This window comes from Bradyrhizobium sp. ma5 (assembly GCF_042258955.1).
Lineage (GTDB): Bacteria > Pseudomonadota > Alphaproteobacteria > Rhizobiales > Xanthobacteraceae > Bradyrhizobium.
The window spans coordinates 5,555,412-5,572,692 of record NZ_CP170156.1 but is presented as its reverse complement, the minus strand read 5'-3'; the positions used below and the strand labels follow the sequence as shown (position 1 = coordinate 5,572,692).

Below are 17,281 nucleotides of genomic sequence, written 5' to 3'. Positions count from 1 at the left end.
TCGCTACAGGCCGGCGATGATTGCCTTGCGGTTGGCCACTACCCTTCGGAAGGATCGCGAAACTCGCCGATCTTGCGTACGGCGACGTCGATCGACATCCCCAGATAGTCTTTCGCATCGCCAAACCATGAACCAGCCAGCGGGATCGCCTGGCCTGGATAGCGCGCAATCGCCACCGGGATCAGATCAAATCCGGCACTGATGCTGTTGGTCGGGTCATAATCCAGCCAACCGGCACCGGGAAGAAACACCTGCAGCCACGCATGCGTTGCGCCGGACCCGGTCATGCCAACGGCGCCACCGTCCACGGTTGCGTCATAAAGGTAGCCGCTGACGAAGCGCGCCGCAAACCCGAGCCGGCGCAAGGTCTCGATCATCAGCCAGGCAAAGTCCCGGCAGGTGCCGGACCTTGTGCGGAGAGTATCGCCTGGCGATTGCGTCCCCTCGGCATCCCTCGCGCAGTAGCGGAAAGAGTCGCGAAACGAGCCGAGCAGGCGCTGCAAAACATCGGTTGTTCGATCCTGGTCACCCGCGACGAAGCTCTTCGTCCATGTTGACACGCTGCCGTCGGGATCGTCCGCGTGAGGCCGCAGATAACCGGCGAGATCGGTCCACTCATCCGGGGTGTACTGTACCGGCACCTCGTCGGCCCGAGACTCGAGCGGAAACGCCTCAATCCCCTTCACCCCGAAATAGACTCCGCGAACCTTGAACGCGATTTTGAGTTCACTGGATCGCTCGCTGAAGTCCATCACCGTTATGGCGTTGGTCCGGGGGTCGGTAACCCAGCGGATCGTTGACGGCACGCTGGTCTTTACCGACCAGCTCAGCAACCGCGCAGAAGCGCCGCGTCGCGGCAGGAACATGGCTCGATGGGTACCGAAGGTGACAGGCGTAGCGTATCGGTAGGTGGTGGTATGGCTTATTTCGCCAAGCATCGCCATACGAGCCTTCTCCCGGTTCGACTGCCGCGTCGAGGAAGAATGAAGATCGGGTTGGCGCGTGGCCGAAGCAGTGGAACGCGCCGCCAATCGAACTTCATGCAGACGAAAGGAAGTTGATCTTGATCTAGGTCAACATCCCTGTGCTGCGAATGATGCGCAGTCGCAGCAAACCAATCGCGCCGATCGATGTCGCGCGACCGGTTCGCCGGTTCATGCTGTCATCAAAAAAAGATCGGCAGTGCGAATAATGTTCACGCCTTGCGCCGCCAAGGCCGCACCACATCTCCGCACCGCAATTCTTGGGTGAGGTTTGGCTCCCAAACCGCCCAGTTGCGAATTGTGGAGATGGACTATGGACTTCCTCGGTTTTCTTAATGGTTCAGGTTTGACTCAGCCTGCCATTTGGATCGCTGCAGCGGTCGCATGTGTGATCCTGCTGCGCATATCGAACGTATTTCGCTACATTCCCAACAATCAGGTCGGCATCGTCGAGAAGATGTGGGCGATGAGGGGCTCGATCGAGAACGGCTTCATCGCGCTGAACGGTGAGGCCGGCTATGAGCCGGAGGTGCTGCGCGGCGGCCTGCATGTGATGTTTCCCTTCATGTACCGGATCCACCGTTCGGACCTCGTGACCGTCGGCCAGGGCAAGATCGCCTATGTGTTCGCGCGCGACGGCGCGGTGCTGGAGCCTTCGCAGGTGCTCGGCGCCAACGACACCGAAGACAAGTCGGACTTCCAGGACGCGCGCCGCTTCCTGATCGGTGGCGGCCAGAAGGGTCCGCAGCGCAAGATCCTGCGCGAGGGCACCTATGCGATCAACACGACGCAGTTCGCCGTCATCACCGACGAGCGCGTTTATGGTCATGCGCTCAGCGAGCGGGAACGCGGCGTGCTCGAGAGCATGCAGCTCACGATCACCGAACGCTGGGGTTTTGCGCCGGTCGTGCTGGCGGCCGATCACGATCTGGTCGGCATCGTCACCGTGCATGACGGCCCGTCGCTGCCCCCGGGCGAGATCATCGCGCCCGAAGTCGGCATCGAGCTGCGCGACGCGGCGACCTTCCACAACAATTTCCAGGAGCCCGAGAAATTCCTGAGCGCTGGCGGCTATCGCGGCCGCCAGCTCCAGGTCATCGTCGAGGGGACCTGGTACATCAACCGCCTGTTCGCGACCGTCGAGGCGGTGCCGAAGACCGTGATCCCGGTCGGCAATGTCGGCGTCGTCATCTTCTATACCGGCCCGCGCACCGACGACGTTTCCGGCGAGCAGTATCGCCACGGCGAGCTGGTGCTGAACGGCAGCCGCGGCGTCTGGAAGGACCCGCTGTTGCCGGGCAAGTACGCGTTCAACACCTATGCCGGCAAGATCGAGGTGATCCCGACCGTCAACTTCATCCTGAAATGGATGCGCGGCGAGGTCGGCGCGATGAAGCTCGACGAGAACCTGTCGGAAATCTCGCTGATCACCAAGGACGCGTTCGAGCCGACGCTGCCGCTCTCGGTGGTGATGCATATCGACTACAAGAAGGCACCGATGATCATCCAGCGCTTCGGCGACGTGAAGAAGCTGGTCGAGCAGACGCTCGACCCGATGGTCAGCGCGTTCTTCAAGAACATCGCGCAGAAGATGACGCTGATCGAGCTGTTGCAGAACCGCGCAGCGATCCAGGAGGAAGCGGCCCACGACATGAAGGCGAGGTTCGAGAGCTATTCGCTCGATCTTCAGGAGGTGTTGATCGGCACGCCGCGCGCGGCCCCCGGTGACCACACCATCGAGAACATCCTGATCCAGCTCCGCTCGCGCCAGATCGCGCGCGAGCAGATCGAGACCTATCAGGAGCAGGAGAAGGCCGCGGTGCAGGAGCGCGCGCTCAATGAAGCCAAGGCGACGGCGGCGGCGCAGTCGGCGCTGACGCAGTCGCTGATCCAGGTCAAGGTCAACGAGAACGAGGGCTCGGCTGCGCTCGCCCGTGCGCAGAAAGATGCGGAGACGAGGAAGGTGACCGCAGCGGCGGTCGGCGAGCAGTCGCGGCTGGAAGGCCAGGGCGAAGCCGACCGGGTGCTCGCCGTCGGTACCGCCAATGCGCAGGCGACCAAGCTGTCGGTCGATGCCTATGGCGGGCCGGAGTATCGCCTGGCCGAGCAGAACTTCGCCAAGTTCGCCGATGCGCTGACACGGATCAACCAGCCGCTGGTGCCGCAATTCCTGATGTCGGGCGGGCAGGGGCAAGAGAGCAGCAATGCGGGCCTGATCCCGACCGCGATGCTGAGCTCGATGTTCGGGCAGATGATGCCCGGCGCATTGGAGAAGTTGAAGGACGAGGCACCGAAGGCCGCGCGCCGGACCAACGGTCAGTGAGGCGACGATACTCAGGCGAAGTCGAATAGCAGACAAGTGCACTCCCTCTCCCGCTTGCGGGGGAGGGGTATTTGCACGAATTCGGAATATTAGAAATATATCGGTGATTTGCCCGACGTGTCAAGTTGCCCGGTGGGACGGCGGTAGCCGTCGGCTACTTTGCATGGGGTTGTTTTCGATATTTTGGCGGCGCGCAGCGGGGCGGCCTCGGGTGGGCTCTCTCCGCGAGCCACGTCGTGGAGAAAGCCGATCAACCTGCCTGCGTGCTGCGGCTAACCGAACGATAATCTGCGGCACAAAGATCGCGCCGCCGACCCTATTCCGTCTTGTCGACGTTCCAGAACACCGGCGGCGCCGGGCCTTCCAGCACGCCGGTCAGCGATTTGCGCCAGGCGCTCGGCAAGCGGAACTGGCCGAGCGGGACATAGATCACCTGCTCGTAGGCTTGCTTCTGGATCTCCACCGCGAGCTTCTTCTGGTCCTCAGGCGAGGTGGCGCGCGCGTAGGCGTCGCGCATCTGCTCGAGCTTGGCGTCCTCGGGCCAGCCGAACCAGGCCCGCTTGCCGTTCGCGGCGATCTGGTTGTTGACGATCGGGTTCATTACCTCGGTCGCGCCCGTGAAGGTGAAGAACAGGTTCCAGCCGCCTTCCTTGGTCGGCTTCTGGCTGGCGCGGCGGCTCACCACGGTCTGCCAGTCGGTCACCTGCGCGTCGACATTGAAGCCGGCCGCGCGCAACAGCTGCGCCGCGACGGTCGGCGGCCCCTTCAGCGTCTGCACGTCGCCGGGGATCATGATCACGACCGGCGTGCCGTCATAGCCCGAGGCGGCCAATGCCTTCTTGGCCTCGGCCATGCCGTTGCCCTTGATCAGCGTCTCCGCGCCGGCGTCGCTGGCGAGCGGCGTGTCGCAGGCGAAATAGGAGCCGCAGATCTCGTAATATTTGGCGTTGCCGACGGTGGCGTCGAGCACGTCCTTCTGGTTCATCGCCAGGAATGCCGCGCGGCGGATTTTTGGATTGTCGAACGGCGGGTGCAGGAAGTTCATCCGGCCCTCGATCTGGAAGCCGAACTTGTTCAGCACGGCCACGGTGAGATCGGAATTGGCCTCAAGCACCGGCACCAGGTCGATCGACGGCTGTTCCAGGAAATCGATGTCGCCGGATTGCAGCGCGTTGATCGCGGTCTGCGCGTCCGGCATCGTGATCCATTCGACGCGATCGACCTTCGCGACCTTGCCGCCCGAGAGCCAATCCGGCTTTTCCTTGCGCGGCACGTAGTCGGCGTTGCGCTCATAGACCGCCTTCACGCCCGGCTGGAATTCGGCGGCGACGAATTTGAACGGCCCGCTGCCGATCTGCTCGGCGATCTGTTTGCCGGCCGGCGTCTCCGCGAGCCGCTTCGGCATCATGAAGGCGACATAGGAGGAGGGCTTTGCCAGCGACTCCAGCACCAGGCCGTACGGCTCCTTGAGCTTGAGCACGATCGTCTTCGGCCCGCCGGCTTCGAGGGAGGCGGTGAATTCGGCAAGCTTCTGCGCCATACCGTCAACGACGGTCCAGCGCTTCAGCGAGGCGATGCAGTCCTCCGCCGTGACCGGCGCGCCGTCATGCCATCTCAGGCCGTCGCGCAGCGTGAAGGTGTAGGTCAGCTTGTCGTCCGAGATCGTCCAGTCCGCCATTTGCGGCCGGACCTTGAAGCTTGAATCGATGCCGAGCAGCGTGTCGTAGACCATGTAGCCATGGTCGCGGGTGATGTAGGCGGTGGTGAAACCGGGATCGATGATGCGCAGGTCCGAATGCATCACCGCCGATATGGTCTTGCCCTTGCCGGCGGCGATGGCTCTCGATGAGAGGATAGCCGGGGCCGCGATCGCCGGCGGGACGCTGGCCGCGAGTTTGAGGAGCGTTCTGCGCGAAACATCGACCATTCGCTGTCCCCCAATTTTGTCGTTGCGCCGGCGCGTAGGCCGCAACGGCCCGCATGCTTCACCAATCTGTTACTGAAAGCAAGCAAGGGCCATGCCGCCAATCTCAGGGTTTCGGCTGCGGGTTCGCGTGGACCGTGACGTGAACGTTCGATGATGACCGCGACCGTCGCGCGCCATGGCAGGCACCGCGCAAGCGCGCATCCTGCATAGGAGCCTGCGCTTCCTGCCGCACCTCGCAGGCTGTTCGGACCCCGATCCGCCGTGTAGGCTTGTGGTCTGCCGGCCAGCAATAAGGCCATATCCCGCACATCCTAAGGGAACAAGCAGCCGAGGGAGACCAGAAGAACCGTCATGACCGATATCCGATACGTAGCACCGCGCACGCTTGATGAAGCGATTGGCGCATTTGCTGCCGCCGGGAGTGCCGCCCGCATTATGGCAGGGGGTACCGACTTATTGGTGCAAATGCGCTCCGGCCTGGTGCGGCCGGGATTGATCGTCGACATCAAGAAGATCGGCGAGATGACCGAGATCACCGAAACCGCCGATGGCGGTTTCCGCGTTGGCGCTGCCGTCTCCGGCATGGAGCTCGCCGACCACGCGCGCTTCGGCAAGGTATGGCCCGGCGTGCTCGAGGCCGTGAACCTGATCGGCTCCAAGCAGGTGCAGGGCCGGGCCTCCGCCGGCGGCAATCTCTGCAACGGCTCGCCGGCCGGCGACAGCATACCGGCGATGATCGCGGCAGGCGCGGTCGTCACCGTGCAGGGCCCGAACGGCCGCCGCGAGCTCAAGGTCGAGGATGTGCCGGCCGGACCCGGCCGCACCAACCTCAGACCGGGCGAGATCCTCGTCAGCTTCACCTTGCCGCCGCGGCCCAAAGGCTCGGGCGATGCTTACCTGCGGATGATTCCGCGCACCGAGATGGACATCGCGGTGGTCGGCATCGGCGTCAGCCTGACCTTGAAGGACGGCGTCTGCACCGCGGCCCGCGTCGGCCTCGGTGCGGTGGCGCCGACCGTGCTGCTGGTCGCGCCGGCTGCGCAAGCGTTGATCGGCTCGAAGCTCGACGACGCCGCGCTCGAGACCGCCGCTGCGGCATGCCGCGCCGCTTGCCGTCCGATCGACGACAAGCGCGGCACCATTGCCTACAGGATAAAAACCGCCGGCGTGCTGCTCAAGCGCACCGCCGCGATCGCCGCCCAGCGCGCCGGAGGACCCTAGCACCATGCCGAAACTGCACGTCACCACCTCCGTCAACGGCGAGCCGGTCGAATTCCTGTGCGAGCCGTATGAGACCATGCTGGATGCGTTACGCGAACAGTTGGGGCTCACCGGCTCCAAGGAGGGCTGCGCCTCCGGCGATTGCGGCGCATGTTCGATCACGCTCGATGGCCGGCTGATCTGCTCCTGCCTGATGCTCGCGGCCGAGGCCGAGGGCCACGAGATCCGGACCATCGAGGGCATGGCCAGGGGCGAGAAGCTGCATCCCTTGCAGCAGAAATTCCTCGAGCACGCCGCGCTCCAGTGCGGCATCTGCACCTCGGGCATGCTGGTGGCCTCCGAGGCGCTGCTGGCGCGCAACTCCAATCCCACCGAAGAGGAAGTCCGCTTCTGGCTCGCCGGCAATCTCTGCCGGTGCACCGGTTACGACAAGATCGTCCGCGCGGTGATGGAGACCGCCGCCGAAATGCGGGAGATGCGGCCATGAACGTCGTCAACAACAAATGGATCGGCCAGCGCACCATCAGGCCCGATGGCGTCGACAAGGTGACCGGCCGCGCGGCGTTTGCCGCCGACACCACCATGCCCGGCATGATCTGGGGCAAGGTGTTGCGCAGCCCGCATCCGCACGCCCGCATCAAGTCGATCAACGCCGCGAAGGCCGAGGCGCTGCCCGGCGTGAAAGCGGTGGTCACCTCGCGCGACATCGTCGACTTCACGATCGCGAAGGGCGCAGTGATGCTCGGCATCCAGGACATGCGCTGGATGTGCCGCAACGTGATGGCGCGCGACAAGGCGCTGTTTCCTGGCCACCCCGTCGCCGCCGTCGCCGCGACCACGGAAGCGATCGCGGCGGAAGCCTGCAAGCTCATCGAGGTCGATTACGAAGTGCTGCCCTGGGCGATCGAGATCGACGACGCGCTGAAGCCCGATGCGCCGATCCTGCACGAGTTCAACAAACTCGACGGCAAGCCCTCGAACATCATGGGCCGCATCGAATCCAAGAAGGGCGACATCGCGCAGGGTTTCAAGGACGCCGACATCGTCATCGAGCGCTCCTTCACCACGCGCCCGGTGCACCAGGGCTATATCGAGCCGCATGCCTGCCTGATCTCGGTCGCGGCCGACGGCAAGACCACGATCTGGTCGTCGAGCCAGGGCCAGTTCATGGTGCGCGCGATGACCTCGATGCTGACGGGCATCCCGCAGAGCGACATCCGCGCCATCCCCGCCGAGATCGGCGGCGGTTTTGGTGGCAAGACCATCGTCTATCTCGAGCCGCTTGCGACCTTGCTTGCCAAGAAATCCGGCCGCCCGGTCAAGATGGTGATGACCCGCGAGGAGGTGATGCGCGCCACCGGGCCGACGTCGGGCTCGAAGAGCACGGTGAAGATCGGCGCCAAGAAGGACGGCACCATCGTTGCTGCCCATGGCAGCTTCTATCTGCAGGCCGGCGCCTTCCCGGGTTCGCCGATCCGTGGCGCGGTCGGGTGCAGCTTTGCACCGTACGAAATTCCGCATGTGCTGTCGGAGGGGTTTGACGTCTGCTCCAACCGTTCCAAGGTCGCGGCCTATCGCGCGCCCGGCGCGCCGATCGGCGCCTATGCGGTGGAATGCGTGCTCGACGAATTAGCCGAGGCGCTCAAGATCGATCCGCTGGCGCTGCGGCTGAAGAACGCGGCCAAGGAAGGCACCAAGGCGGCGCACGGCCCGGTGTTTCCGCGCATCGGCTATATCGAGACGCTGGAGGCCGCCAAGGACCATCCGCATTATGCCGCGCCGCTCGGCAAATATCAGGGCAGGGGCGTTGCCTCCGGCTTCTGGTTCAACGCCGGCGGTGAATCCTCGGCGCAGGTCAACATCACCGAGGACGGCAACGTCGTCGTCACCACGGGGCATCCCGATATCGGCGGCTCGCGCGCCGGCATCGCCAACATCTGCGCCGAGCTGCTCGGCATCGACTACAAGCGCATCTCCGTCATCATCGGCGACACCCAGACGGTCGGCTTCTCCAATCTCACCGGTGGCAGCCGCGTGCTGTTCGCCTCCTCGATGGTGGTGACGCAGGCAGCCGACAAGGTGATCGCGACCTTGCGCGAGCGCGCGGCGAAGATCTGGGAGATCGACCCTGAGGCCGTGAAATGGGAGAACGGCGCCGCGCATCCGGTGAGCCCGAACGCCGGCCAGTTCGAGCCGCTGACGCTCGCGGACCTTGCCGAGAAGGCGCCCTCGCAGGGCGGTCCGATCGGCGCCAGCGTGCAGCTCAACACCCAAGGCGCCGAGGGCGGTTTCGGCACGCATATCTGCGACGTGGAGGTCGATGTCGAGCTCGGGATCGTGCGCGTGATCCGCTACACCGCCGTGCAGGATGTCGGCCGCGCCGTGCATCCGAGCTATGTCGAGGGCCAGCTGCAGGGCGGCGTCGCGCAGGGCATCGGCTGGGCGCTGAATGAGGAGTACATCTACAACAAGGACGGCAAGGTCGATAATCCGGGCTTCCTCGATTACCGGATGCCGGTCTGTTCCGACCTGCCGATGCTCGACTGCGCGCTGGTCGAGGTGCCGAACCCGAAGCATCCGCAGGGCGTCAAGGGCGTCGGCGAAGTGCCGCTGGTCCCCGTCATGGCCGCAGTCGCCAACGCCGTCCACAACGCGCTCGGCAAACGGTTCTACAGCCTGCCGATGTCGCCGCCGAAGGTCTCGGCGGCGCTGGACGCACCGGCGCAACAGGCCGCCGAGTAGAGAGCGGTGGAGCGTAGGGCGGGTTAGGCGAAGCCGTAACCCGCCATTGCTTCCTCGTATCGGGCTGCGGCGGGTTACGCTTCGCTAACCCGCCCTACGGTTTCTGCCCCATTGACGTGGCAGTCTGTGCCTCGGCAAGATCGGAGAATGACCCACCCCGACGAGCTCTCCGCCTACATGATGTTCGGCCGCGGCGACTGGGCGGCATTGCGCTCCAGCACGTCGCTGACACTGTCGGATGCCGATCTCACGGCGCTACGCGGCTTGAACGGGCCGATAACGTCGGCCGAAGTCAGCGACGTGTATCTGCCGCTGACGCGCCTGTTGAACCTGCATTTCTCGGCGGCGCGCGGTCTGATGCAGGTCAAGGCGGAGTTTCTCGGCCGGCCGGCTCGCCATTCGCCCTACATCGTCGCGCTAGCCGGGAGCGTCGGCGTCGGCAAGAGCACCTTTGCCCGTGTGCTGTGCGCGCTGCTGGCCGGCTGGGCCGACCACCCGCGCGTCGCGCTGGTGACGACCGACGGCTTCCTGCATTCCAACGCCGTTCTGGAAGAGCGCGGCCTGATGCGGCGCAAGGGCTTTCCCGAAAGCTACGATCTGCCACGGATGTTGCGATTTCTCGCGGCTGCAAAGGCAGGTGAGCGTGAGCTCGAGCTGCCGGTCTACTCGCATCTGATCGGCGATATCGTGCCATCGGAACGGCAGGTCATCCAGGAACCGGACATCCTGGTGTTCGAGGGCCTCAATGTGCTGCTGGCGCGCGGCGCGGCACCGGTGGTGGTGTCGGATTTCTTCGACTTCTCGATCTATCTCGATGCAGATGAGGCCGACATCCAGTCCTGGTATGTCGAGCGTTTCCTCAGGCTGCAGCCGACCGCGTTCCGGAACCCTGCCTCGTATTTCCACCACTACAGGGACCTGCCGCCCGGCGACGCGCGCGAGGTCGCGGAGCGGCTGTGGCGCGAGCATCATCGCGCCAATCTCAGGGAGAACATCCTGCCGACGCGGACGCGGGCCGACGTCGTGCTGCGCAAGCGCTCCGACCATTCGATCGGCGAGGTCTGGCTGCGGGAGACGTAAAGTAGAGAATGATGGCGTAGGGCGGGTTAGGCGAAGCCGTAACCCGCCGTCCTTTCCCCGTATCGAGTTACGTCGGCGGGTTACGCTTCGCTAACCCGCCCTACGATCCTCACCCCAGCTCCTTCCCCAGCTGCGCAAGCACCGTCTCGCAGGTCATCAGATCGAGATGCCCGCCGCCGGCGTTCTTGAAGAAAGTGATGTCACTGGCCGACTGCCGGCCGGCGACCCTGCCGGTCGCGAGGTCGTAGTGATCGCCGAGCACGTCACTCTCCTTGATCGCGCCGCTGGCGATCGGCTGCAGGATGTCGCCAACGCCGTCGAAGGCGGATTCGCGGCGGTCGACGAAGATGCGCGCGCGCCGCGCCGCCTCGTCGTCGGACTCGCGGGTGTCGGGGGTGAAGCCGCCGACCAGGTCGAGATGGCTGCCAGGCTTCAGATTCGCGCCCTTCACCAGCGGCTCGCGCGAGCGGGTGCAGGTGGTGATGATGTCGGCTTCGCCTGTCGCGGCATCGAGATCGGTGACGGCTTCGGCTTCGATGCCGTCGCTTTCAAGCTGTGCGGCGAGCTCCTGCGCGCGCTCGACCGTCCGGTTCCAGATCCGTACCCGCTTCAGAGACGGCCGCACCGTGCGGTGGCCGCGCACCAGCCAGCGCGCCATCTCGCCGGCGCCGACCACCAGCAGCGTCTCGGCATCCGGCCGCGCCAGATGCTTGGCGCCGAGCGCGGAGTCGGCTGCGGTCTTCCAATGGGTGATCTCGGCGGCGTCCATCACCGCCAGCGGCCGCCCGTCATTGCCGTCGAACAGCACGCAGACCGCCTGTACGGCCGGCAGCTTGCCGTGCGCGAGATTGCCCGGGAAGCTGGTGTACAGCTTGGTCATCATGAAGCGGCCGGCGTCGACCGCGCTGCGGGTCACAAGCTGCTGGCCCTTGTCGTCGCCGAGATAGCCGTCGTGCACCGCGATCTTCGGCCGCCGGTGCGCGGCCTCGATCGCCTCGATCAGGATCGGAAAGGTCAGGACGCGGTTGACCTCGTGGTCGTCGACAATATGCACGTGTGGCTCTCCCAGGGCGCCCTTGCGCGCCTCCCGGCGCGCCAAAGCCGCTCGGGACTGGATAGCGCGTGGGGAGGGCCAGTCAACCGGACATGCGCCACGGCGCGGCAATTGCTATCCTGCGCACCTGATTCTCTCGCAGGTCTTCGCAAGCCGTGGTTGCAGTCGTCGTCGCCATCCTGATCTTCATGCTGCTCGGCGGCGCCGCACTTGCGACCATGGCGGTCCATGGCCGGCTCGGCGAGCATCACCGCAGCGACGAGACCAATACCTCGGTACGCCTGGTCGCGACCCTGTTCGTCACCATGCCGTCGCTGCTGCTCGGCCTGATGATGAACAATTCGGCCAACACCTATGCGGCTGTAGACCGCAACCTGCACGTCTTCGCCACCGACCTCATCCTGCTCGACCGCAGCCTGCGGCCGCTCGGCCCTAGCGCCGAAGAGCCGCGCAAGCGGCTGGTCGCCTATGTCGAGCAGGCGCTCAAGGACGTCCCGATCTCGCGCGCGAACGAGGTGTCCGAACATCTGCTCGACGAGGTCGGCACCAGTCTCCGCGAGCTGAAGTTCAACGACGAGCAGAAGATCGCGTTGTGGAACGAGGCCCGGTCGGTCTATCGCCAGGCGGTGCAGCAGCGCTGGACCTTTGTCGAACAGTCCGACAGTTCGTTCCCGTCGCCGCTGATCTGCATCCTGGTCGGATGGCTGACGCTGATGTTCGCGACGCTGGGCTTTCGCGCGCCGCGCAACGCGGTCGTGGTCTCGACCTATGTCGCCGCCGCGGCGCTGGTCGCGGCCGCGATCTATCTGATCCTCGAAATGAGCACGCCGTTCTCCGGTCCGATCCAGCTCTCCGACCGCCCGCTGGTGCGCGCGGCCGAGGAGATCAGACGGTAGGAGACCCGGTGCTGTAGCCCGGATGAGCCAACGGGTCGCGCGAACGCGCGCCCGATGACAGGCTCCGCGACATCGGGGGTGTCTCCCGCATGTCGCTGCGCTCATGCGGGCTACGGGACGGTATCAACGCGCGCTTGCCGCTTTATTCCGCCTTTGCGGACGGATGCATCGAAAATTCTTCGCGCGCCGCCAACGGAATACGGTGCGACCTCCGGCGTCCTTACGCATGCAAGCCATTTGCATTCGAAAGGGAGATCTCATGAAGACAACGCTCGCACTCGCCATCGCCGCTTCATTCGCACTCGCATCTGCCGCCTTTGCCGCGCCGCCGACCAAGACCGGCACCACGGCAAAGGGCTCGGTCCTGACCGATGCCAAGGGCATGACGCTCTACACTTTCGACAAGGACACCGACGGCAAGTCGGCCTGCAACGGCCCCTGTGCGACCAACTGGCCGGTGCTGAAGGCGGAAGCCAGCGACAAGGCCGAAGGCGGCTACACCATCATCGCCCGTGACGACGGCTCGAAGCAGTGGGCCTACAAGGGCAAGCCGCTCTATACCTTCGCCAAGGACCAGAAGGCCGGCGACACCACCGGCGACGGCTTTCTCAACGGCGCCTGGCACCTCGTGCAGCCCTGACGAGTTGCGGCGAGGACCGTAGGGCGGGTTGGCGCAAGCGTAACCCGCCATCGTTCCGCCTGTGAGATTTGCGGCGGGTTACGCTGTCGCTAACCCGCCCTAAATTCGCGCCTCACGCGCGCTGCTTCAGCGCCATGCCCATGCTGATCCAGCTGACGCCGGCGCAGATCAGGTCGACGCTGAGGAAGATGCCGAGCACATACAGGCTCGACACCGGCCAGCGCGCCAGGATCATGGCCCCGAGCACCAGCGTGATCAGCCCGGAGATCGCGACCATTCCCCACGGCGCGGCCGAGTTCATGCCGAACGCCAGGAAGATGCGGACGATGCCGGAGACCACCAGCGCGACGCCGAGGAACAGCGTCAGCGTCGCTGCGGCGAGCAGGGGGTTCTCGAAGGTGATGAAGCCGGCAACGACATAGAGCGCGCCGAGCAGCAGCCAGAACAGGAACTTGCCCCACGTCTTGAACTGGAAGGCGTTGATGATCTCGGCAACGCCGGCGACGATCATCATCGCGCCGACGAACAGCACGCTGACGACGGTGGCAAAGAACACGCTGCCGAAGGCGAACACGCCTGCGATCAGGTAGATCACGCCAAGGGCGACGATCCAGCCCCATTTCGCGCGAAGGTTGGCAAGCCCGGATCCGAGGCTGTGAGGAGGTGTGGCGGGTGAGCTGGACGCTGTCGACATCGTATCGCTCCCGAATACTTGGTCAAACCATGCTACCATAGGTCATGGCGCGGACAAGGGCAGGCGCCCGGCTGGCACCAAATGCATGCTGGCACCAAAGGCGCTGCAACACGTTGATTCAAGTCAACCGGCGTGTTGCCGCGCAGCATTCGTGGTTTGACGACAGCCCGTACCGGACGACGGACTGTCCGGATCGGAGTGCAAATTGTCCGGATCGCGCATCCACCCAAGGAGGTCGACATGCCCACCACGCACGACAAGGACCACGTCTACAAGATCCTCGAACTGGTCGGATCATCGGACAAGAGCATCGAGGCGGCGATCGAGAACGCCGTCACCCGTGCCTCGAAGACGATCCGGGAAATGAAATGGTTCGAGGTCGTGCAGACCCGGGGCCACATCGAAGACGGCAAGGTCCGCCACTACCAGGTGGCGCTGCGGGTCGGGTTTACGCTGGAGTAGGCACCTCCTCGTCATTCCGGGTTCGGCGCTTCGCGCCGCCCTCAGGTGCGCAATTGCGCGCTGGGGAATGCCGGGCTGCGACAAAACGGCCCGACGGGCAACTCAGCAAATTCTGGCTCGCAGATGGTGCGACAAATTCAGTGTCGTCGGCGTAGGCCGGGACCCATCACCACCGAAGGTGATTGTTGCACGACGCTGGGGCACAGCTTTCCTCACCAACCCAATCCTGTGGTTATGGGTCCCGGCCTTCGCCGGGACGACGAATGGAAAGAGCGGTGCCCCCATCCCCGATCACCGCCGCGACAGCGGCGCGGGTGGGGGCGGGGCGGTGGCGCCGGCGGCGAGCGAGCGTTGCACCATCACGGTGTCGGACCAGCGGCCGTAGCGATAGGCGACGCCGGGCAGATGGCCGACGCGCGCGAAGCCGAACCGCTCGTGCAGCGCCAGCGACGCGGCGTTGTCGCTGTCGATGTAGCCGATCATCTGGCGGAAGCCGGCCGCCGCGCAAGTGTCGACCAATTCCTGCAGCAGCCGGCCGCCGACGCCCTTGCCGGTGAAGCTGTGGTGAATATAGATCGAATGCTTCACCGTGTAGCGATAGGCCGGGCGCTTGCGGAACTGGACCACATAGGCATAGCCGACCACCTCGCCGTCGCACAGCGCGACCAGGTGCGGCAGGCGGGTGTTGCGCAAATTCTTGCGGCGGTCGCGCAGGTCGTCGGGCTCCGGCGTGCCGGAATCGTCGACGCTTTCCTCGATGCCGTGGCGGATGTGATAGCGGTAGATCGACAGCATCGCATCGACGTCGCTGTCGCGCGAGGGGCGGACGGTGATCTTGTGATCATTCTCCATTGTGTTGCGTCCGCTGGCCTATTCGGACACGACATAGGTGTAGAAGCGGACGCGGCCCGCCTCGTCGATCTCCTTGTAGATGCCCTGGACCTCGACCTCGAAGCCCGGGAACGCATTGAAGCTCGCCTCGAACATCTTGAGGTAATCGATCATCGGCTTGCTGCGTTCCGACAGCCGCTCGCCGGGCACGATGGTGGCGATGCCGGGTGGATAGACCACGAACGGCGTCGCGGCGATGCGGCCGAAGATCTGGTCGATCGGCAGATAGTCGACGTCGTTGCGGATCAGATATTGCGCCGCCTGGCGCGGCGACATCGCGATCTCGGGCAGATGCTCAGGCAGGAACTGCTTGGCCTGCAGCGTGCTGACGCCGCCGTCGCGGAAGAAGCGGTGCATGTCCCCGCAGAGGTCGCGCAGCCGCACGCCGGTGTAGCGTTGCGGGCGGCGGCGGAAGAATTCGGGGATGACGTCCTCGACCAGCGCGTTGTCGTCGTGCAGCTTCTTGAAGGCGACGAGCCCGGACACCAGCGTGCCGGCCTTGCTGGCCTCGACGCCGGGCGTCAGCAGGAACAGCAGGGAGTTGAGGTCGTTCTTCTCGGCGACGATCTGGTTCTCGCGCAGATATTGCGCCACGACCGGTGCGGGGATGCCGTGATCGGCATAGGCGCCGGTGGCGTGATCGAAGCCCGGCGTCAGCAGCGTGAGCTTGTTCGGGTCGGTCATCGCAAAGCCTTCCGTCAGCTCGGGGAAGCCGTGCCAGGTTTGGCCGGGGCTGAGCTGCCAGTAGGACGGATTGGTCGCGAGCTGATCGGTCGAGATCGTCTCCCAGGCGACATTGTGCACACCGCCTTCGCGCGCGACGTCGGGGATCATCACGCGGTCCGGCACGAACGGCTCGAAGAACCAGCGCCGCTCGACCCGCGTCTCCTTCTCCTCGAACTCGCGCTTCACCGCGCGGATCTTCTTGCGCAGCTCGATGCCGAGCCGGATCGTATCGTCCCACAACACTTCGCCGGAGCGGCCCTTCATCATCTGCGCGCCGACGTCGAGCGAGGCGAAGATCGGATAGAACGGCGAGGTCGAGGCGTGCTGCATGAAGCTTTCGTTGAAGCGGCGATGCTCGACCCGGCGTTTCTGGCCCTTGATGTGGCGGTCGCGGATGTGGATCTGCGAGGCCTGCGAGAAGCTCGCGAGCTGCTTGTGGGTCGATTGGGTGGCGATGATGCCGGGCGCCTCGGGGCCGAGATTGGCAAGCCCCATCGCGAAACGCCCCGAATAAATCGGGTGGAATTTCATGAAGCCGGCCCAGGCCTCGTCGAACAGGATGTAGTCGCAGAGATGGCCGATCCGCTTCAGGATCATCTCGGCGGAGTGGATGGTGCCGTCATAGGTGCACTGCTCGACCACGGCGACGCGGAACGGACGCTCCTTCTTCCAGGCATTCTCGTCCTTGACCAGCGGGTGCTTGCGGATCTGGTCGCGCAGCGTGCCCTCGTCGAGCAGGTCCCAGCGCATCGGACCGATCAGGCCCCAGGCGTTGCGCACCGTCGGCACATAGACCGGGATGCCGCCGCCGATCAGAAGCGCGCCGTGATGGGCGGCCTTGTGGTTGTTGCGGTCGAACAGCACGAGGTCGCCGTCGGTGACCAGCGAGCCGAGCGCGACCTTGTTGGAGGTCGAGGTGCCGTTGAGCACGAAATAGGTCTTCTCGGCGCCGAAGATCTTGGCGGCTTCTTTCTGCGCCCGCAGTGCCGGCCCCTCATGGGTGAGGAGGTCGCCGAGGTCGAGCACGGAATTGTCGAGGTCGTCGCGGAACACGGCCTCGCCGAGATGCTCGACGAACACCCGGCCGATCGGGCTGCGGCTGTAGAACACGCCGCCATTGTGGCCCGGGCAGGTCCAGAGCTGGTTGCCTTCCTCGGCATAGTCGACCAGCGCGCCGAAGAACGGCGTCTTCAGGTTCTCGGCATACTGCTTCAGCCTGGAGATCAGGTTCTTGGCGATGAAGGAGGGGGTTTCCTCGGACAGGAACACATAGCCGTCGATGAAATCGAGCACCTCGACCGGCAGGTCCTCGAACCGCTTGCGGCGGATCAGCAGGAGGATCGGGAAGTCGAGGCCGCGCCGGCGCATCAGGTTGATCAGCGCCGCGGTCTTGCCCTCGAGACCCTTCTTGCCCCAGTCGACCACCATGCAGCCGATCGCCGCATCGGTCTGTACCGCGATTTCGGCATCTTCCAGCTTGCGGGCGCGGACCACTTCGAAGCCGGAGCGCTCGATTTCGGCGATGATCTGGTTGAAGCGGATGCCTTCGAGGTCGTCGGCCTCGAAAACCGGCGCCGCGAACAGGAAGTTGAAGCGTTTGAAATAGTCCATGCATGTCCCCGAAACTGGTCCGCTGAACCTG

14 protein-coding genes are annotated in these 17,281 nt (G+C 64.9%); 8 read left to right on the top strand and 6 right to left on the bottom strand.

The window, feature by feature from the left end; all coding sequences use genetic code 11:
- Positions 1-38: 38 nt before the first annotated feature.
- A complete protein-coding gene (locus tag ACE103_RS26050; RefSeq protein WP_375775419.1) occupies positions 39-944 on the bottom strand; it encodes a transglutaminase domain-containing protein in 906 nt (301 codons plus the stop codon).
- Positions 945-1,296: 352 nt separating this feature from the next.
- Here ACE103_RS26050 and ACE103_RS26045 point away from each other — a divergent pair, with 352 nt between their 5' ends.
- On the top strand, positions 1,297-3,306 hold the full coding sequence (locus ACE103_RS26045; RefSeq protein ID WP_375775418.1) for an SPFH domain-containing protein: 2,010 nt from the start codon (positions 1,297-1,299) through the stop codon (positions 3,304-3,306).
- A gap of 316 nt (positions 3,307-3,622) precedes the next feature.
- On the opposite strand, the gene ACE103_RS26040 is transcribed toward ACE103_RS26045, so the two are convergent.
- Positions 3,623-5,233 (bottom strand): ABC transporter substrate-binding protein, encoded by a 1,611-nt coding sequence (locus ACE103_RS26040; protein ID WP_375775417.1) that lies wholly within the window; start codon positions 5,231-5,233, stop codon positions 3,623-3,625.
- A gap of 360 nt (positions 5,234-5,593) precedes the next feature.
- Between ACE103_RS26040 and ACE103_RS26035 the strand changes: the two genes are divergently transcribed.
- From ACE103_RS26035 to coaA, 4 genes are all read left to right on the top strand, one after another.
- Positions 5,594-6,454 (top strand): FAD binding domain-containing protein, encoded by an 861-nt coding sequence (locus tag ACE103_RS26035; RefSeq protein WP_375781182.1) that lies wholly within the window; start codon positions 5,594-5,596, stop codon positions 6,452-6,454.
- A gap of 4 nt (positions 6,455-6,458) precedes the next feature.
- On the top strand, positions 6,459-6,941 hold the full coding sequence (locus tag ACE103_RS26030; RefSeq protein WP_375775416.1) for a (2Fe-2S)-binding protein: 483 nt from the start codon (positions 6,459-6,461) through the stop codon (positions 6,939-6,941).
- Positions 6,938-9,196, top strand: a complete 2,259-nt coding sequence (locus ACE103_RS26025; protein WP_375775415.1) for a xanthine dehydrogenase family protein molybdopterin-binding subunit — start codon at positions 6,938-6,940, stop codon at positions 9,194-9,196. Before ACE103_RS26030 ends, ACE103_RS26025 begins: the two co-directional genes overlap by 4 nt.
- A gap of 147 nt (positions 9,197-9,343) precedes the next feature.
- The gene (gene coaA / locus ACE103_RS26020; RefSeq protein ID WP_375775414.1) at positions 9,344-10,276 is read left to right on the top strand and encodes a type I pantothenate kinase; all 933 of its coding nucleotides are present in this window, start codon (positions 9,344-9,346) and stop codon (positions 10,274-10,276) included.
- A 109-nt stretch (positions 10,277-10,385) separates the two neighbouring features.
- Here the strand turns inward: coaA and ACE103_RS26015 are convergent, their stop codons facing one another.
- Positions 10,386-11,330 (bottom strand): ornithine cyclodeaminase family protein, encoded by a 945-nt coding sequence (locus tag ACE103_RS26015; protein WP_375775413.1) that lies wholly within the window; start codon positions 11,328-11,330, stop codon positions 10,386-10,388.
- Positions 11,331-11,485: 155 nt separating this feature from the next.
- On the opposite strand from ACE103_RS26015, the gene ACE103_RS26010 reads away from it, so the two are divergent.
- Both ACE103_RS26010 and ACE103_RS26005 read left to right on the top strand, forming a co-directional pair.
- Positions 11,486-12,226, top strand: coding sequence for a hypothetical protein (locus ACE103_RS26010; RefSeq protein ID WP_375775412.1), 741 nt, complete (start codon positions 11,486-11,488; stop codon positions 12,224-12,226).
- Positions 12,227-12,485: 259 nt separating this feature from the next.
- Complete coding sequence (locus ACE103_RS26005) at positions 12,486-12,866, top strand: hypothetical protein (protein ID WP_375775411.1); 381 nt, start codon at positions 12,486-12,488, stop codon at positions 12,864-12,866.
- 112 nt (positions 12,867-12,978) lie between these two features.
- On the opposite strand, the gene ACE103_RS26000 is transcribed toward ACE103_RS26005, so the two are convergent.
- Complete coding sequence (locus ACE103_RS26000; protein ID WP_223976452.1) at positions 12,979-13,560, bottom strand: HdeD family acid-resistance protein; 582 nt, start codon at positions 13,558-13,560, stop codon at positions 12,979-12,981.
- A 240-nt stretch (positions 13,561-13,800) separates the two neighbouring features.
- On the opposite strand from ACE103_RS26000, the gene ACE103_RS25995 reads away from it, so the two are divergent.
- The gene (locus ACE103_RS25995; protein WP_223976455.1) at positions 13,801-14,022 is read left to right on the top strand and encodes a dodecin; all 222 of its coding nucleotides are present in this window, start codon (positions 13,801-13,803) and stop codon (positions 14,020-14,022) included.
- Positions 14,023-14,313: 291 nt separating this feature from the next.
- Here the strand turns inward: ACE103_RS25995 and ACE103_RS25990 are convergent, their stop codons facing one another.
- Positions 14,314-14,874, bottom strand: a complete 561-nt coding sequence (locus tag ACE103_RS25990; protein ID WP_375775410.1) for a GNAT family N-acetyltransferase — start codon at positions 14,872-14,874, stop codon at positions 14,314-14,316.
- An 18-nt stretch (positions 14,875-14,892) separates the two neighbouring features.
- Complete coding sequence (locus tag ACE103_RS25985; protein ID WP_375775409.1) at positions 14,893-17,250, bottom strand: Orn/Lys/Arg decarboxylase N-terminal domain-containing protein; 2,358 nt, start codon at positions 17,248-17,250, stop codon at positions 14,893-14,895.
- Positions 17,251-17,281: the final 31 nt, after the last annotated feature.